This is a genomic window from Protofrankia sp. Cas8 (assembly GCF_963555845.1).
GTDB lineage: Bacteria > Actinomycetota > Actinomycetes > Frankiales > Frankiaceae > Protofrankia.
Genome location: NZ_CAUVXI010000227.1, coordinates 1 through 3,333 on the forward strand (window position 1 = coordinate 1; position 3,333 = coordinate 3,333).

Genomic DNA, 3,333 nt, shown 5'->3' on the forward strand with positions numbered 1-3,333 from the left:
CACGCAGCGCCGGGAACGGGCAGCCCCGGAAGGGCACTCCCACCCGGCGTACCAGCCCAGAACGCATCGGTTCACAGGGCTGAAGGATGTGAATCTGATGCTGCTATAGAAGCATCGGATTCACATCGTTGAGAGACGGTCGAGTAGTAGACCGGGACCGACCGGTTCTGCTCCCGCGGATCTGGGAGTTTCGGATCTGGGAGTTTCGGCACAACATGTGGCCGTACGACGTTTCATATGTCGCGCTGGCGGAGGTGTCGGGCGTCGAGCTGGTGACGGTGGACCGGCTATCTGGCGGCTGCGGCGTTGCTGGCGCAGGCGGGTGTGGAGCGCGGTGAACTGCCCCGGTCGGTACGGCTGTCACTTGCGCAGAGCGCGCGTTGGCTGACGACGGCGGGGATCGGTGAACGCCAGCCGGCGCGTGAGATCCACCCGGAGGCCCAGCTGGTGACCCTGCCGGGCGCCGCGCGGCCGGTGCACGTGGTCGGTCCCCCGGGACGCGTCGGTCCCCCGGGACGCGTCGGTCCCCCGGGACGCGTCGGTGACCTGGTGCCGGGGTGGGCTTTCATCACCGATCTTGGTATAGGCCCGGCTGCGTTCACCGGAGTGCGCACGGCAGACTGAGGCCGACCACTGATCGGGGTGACCGCGCTCCGGCTGCCAGCCGGGCAGACGTCGACCGCATCGGCGACCGCGGCCGATACGTGGCGCATACCAGCGGCGTGAGGTGCGCCGAGTTGTGACGAGCAACTCGTTTCTTTCGATAACCAGGACGGTAGTTGCCGCATCCTGCCAGGATCGGCTACATTAGAAATCCGGTCCATTACTTAACGTAATGGCGATCGGTTTTCGAATTGACGCCGATGTGACGAGGCGGGAGATGTTCACGGAGAAGTCGGCGGTTGACAGGTTGACAACCCGTACGGCCGGGGCGCTTGCGGCGCTCGAAGAAGTATGACGCACCAGCAGTCGATGTGGTCGTCATCGTTCATTTCGCGAGGGGACGCAGACATGGTGACGCTTGGTGGAATCACTGCGCGCAGATCAGCGCCGCGAGTTTCGGGTGTTCTGTTAGCAGTTCTCCTCTCCGTTTATCTGTGCACGGGAACGGCGAATGCATCGGTGGGCTCCTTGGGTGGCTACGGAGCAAATGGTGTGAACATCCGCACCTGTGCGAACGCTTCCTGCACCGCCGTGGGTGCGGGGTACCCCGGTCAGCAAGCGTGCCTGTTTTACTACGTCGTCGGTCAAACGATTAACGGTAACCGGTACTGGTGGTTCCACGAGAATTTCAGCACCCAGGTCAAAGGGTACAGCAGTGCAGCGTATCTTTCGTATTACTATCCTTTTGTCGGCTGTGCGGATGTCTGAGTAGCGGCGGGACCCACCGGGACAGGCTGGGCTTCCGGACCTGCGCGCTCTGATCACCGGCCGTTCGCGCGCGGGTGACGGTCTCGGGCCGTGGAAAGTGCGGGCTACAGTCTGACTTCTCGACGTAATACCCTAAAATAGGGATCTCAGAAGGAGATGATCTTCAGTGCATGAACATGAATATGCGCCGGAAATCACTGAATCATCGGACCACATGGCCGGTCGCGATGGCGGACGCCACCGGCGCCGGGTGGGCGTCATTGTAGTGTTCGCCACCGGGATGGCCGCAGTGGTGGCGGTGGGGCTGGGAGTGGCCGCGGCAGTCGCCGGTGGCCGACCTGCGGGCGAGGTGGCTGGTATCCAGAACGATACGGTGACCGTGGTCTCCACCGCTGCTGTCGCCGCGGCTCCGCGAGGCCCGGGGCAGTGTCCGGCCGGCCAGCTACCGGGGCTGGACCTCGGACGGTTCCCCGATGGGAAGGCGGCCGGCGCGGTGAGTCCGGAAGCTGGTTTGCGCGCAATCCGGCCCGGAGCGGAACCGATCATTGTTGAGCGCGCCTGGGGTAACGGACGGGGAGCTCCGGTCTGGATGCAGGTCGGCGGCGCGACGTTTGTGGCGAATCAGCTGGGGGATGGCACGTGGTTTGTCTCTCCGGCGATTTTCACGGGGTGCCGTGCGCCCGGGGATCTCGGTTCCATGCCTCGCAGTACGGGCGCGCCACTGAATCAGGCCGGCACAGGCGCAGCTGGTTGAGACAGCGAGACACCGTCGCCGAGCAGGACGGGCACGATGAGCACGAGGATCTCGTCGAGTACACCGGCGTCGAGGCACTGCCGGGGCCGTGTTGGCGCCGAGGACGTTGACGTAGGTGTCACCGGCGGTGGCCTTGGCCGCGGCAATGCAGCGCGTCTTCGCGGAACGTCTCCCGCGCGCCGTCCGCGTCCGCCACGAAGATTCATGACGTCCGTCCAGGCCATGTCGCCGATTCTTCCCCGTCGTCCCGCCGGCCCCAACGCAGGTCACCCACGTCGTTGAATGGTTCATCGCGCTGGTGAAGTACGGCGGTTTGACCGCCGGGGTGATCGGCCTGGCGATCTGCGGGATCCAGATGATGATCGGGCGGAAGAACCGGAACGCGATGAGCGCGGACGGCGCGTTCGGGGTTCCCTGGACCCTGCTGGGGGTCTCGCTGATCGCGATGGGGTCGATACTGCTGTCCACCGTGCTCGACAAGGCCACCTAGGAGCGTGGGTATGGCTACCGGGCGTCGTGTCTCCGCCACCGCAGGCCGGGTCGGGATCGCCGCCGTACTGGTCACGGTCGGGATCGCCGCCGGACTCCTGCTCGGAGGCCGCAGCGGCTCATCGACACCGTCGACATCCCCGCCCCCGGGTGCGGCCGGCGTCGCGCCCACCGCGAGTAGCCCGGTCCTGCCGGATCCGGGCCTGCCCACGCTGGACTTCTCCGACCTGACCTGGGCGGACTTCCACGGCTTCGCGCTGCCGGTGTCACCGAGCGCGGGCCCCCGTCAGCGGGCCGACGATCGGGCGTCCGGGTTCGCCCACACCCCGCTGGGCGCGACCCTCGCCGCGGTGAACATCACCTTCCGGATCGGATCCTCGGTCAGCCCGGCCGTGTTCGAGCCCACGATCGCCGAGCAGACCACCGGCACCGACCAGCCCGCCCTGGTGGCACAGACCCGCCGGGACGCGGCGGACGAAGGCGTTCCCGCCCGCCTGACCGGACGGCTTCCAGATCCGGTCTTCCGCTTCGCCGGTGTGCGGTTCGACGCGGTCACCCCCGACCGGATCGTGCTGTATGTGGCCACCGCCGCCGATCAGCCCACCGGCACCACCGTCTATGCCGCTGGCCGCGCGGAAGTGCGGTGGGAACGAGGGGACTGGCGGGTCGTAGCCCCACCCGGCGGCAACTGGACCACGGTCACCACCCGGATCGCCTCC

The 3,333-nt window shown here is 66.8% G+C and carries 5 protein-coding genes; all 5 read left to right on the forward strand.

Annotation, left to right across the window (positions count from 1 at the left end; genetic code table 11):
* The first annotated feature begins 306 nt into the window (after positions 1-306).
* Complete coding sequence (locus U9977_RS23170) at positions 307-624, forward strand: hypothetical protein (RefSeq protein ID WP_322751398.1); 318 nt, start codon at positions 307-309, stop codon at positions 622-624.
* A gap of 387 nt (positions 625-1,011) precedes the next feature.
* Entirely contained in the window at positions 1,012-1,371 is a 360-nt protein-coding gene (locus U9977_RS23175) for a hypothetical protein (protein WP_322751399.1), read from the forward strand.
* A gap of 250 nt (positions 1,372-1,621) precedes the next feature.
* Positions 1,622-2,125: a hypothetical protein gene (locus U9977_RS23180; RefSeq protein WP_322751400.1), complete on the forward strand. Its 504-nt coding sequence runs from the start codon at positions 1,622-1,624 to the stop codon at positions 2,123-2,125.
* A gap of 298 nt (positions 2,126-2,423) precedes the next feature.
* A complete protein-coding gene (locus tag U9977_RS23185; RefSeq protein WP_322751401.1) occupies positions 2,424-2,615 on the forward strand; it encodes a hypothetical protein in 192 nt (63 codons plus the stop codon).
* 10 nt (positions 2,616-2,625) lie between these two features.
* The coding region (locus tag U9977_RS23190; RefSeq protein ID WP_322751402.1) for a hypothetical protein at positions 2,626-3,333 on the forward strand (708 nt) is incomplete at its 3' end.

Coding starts and splice junctions, on each gene's coding strand:
- U9977_RS23175 (WP_322751399.1), top strand. CDS start 1,012: ATGGTGACGCTTGGTGGAATCACTGCGCGCAGATCAGCGCCGCGAGTT.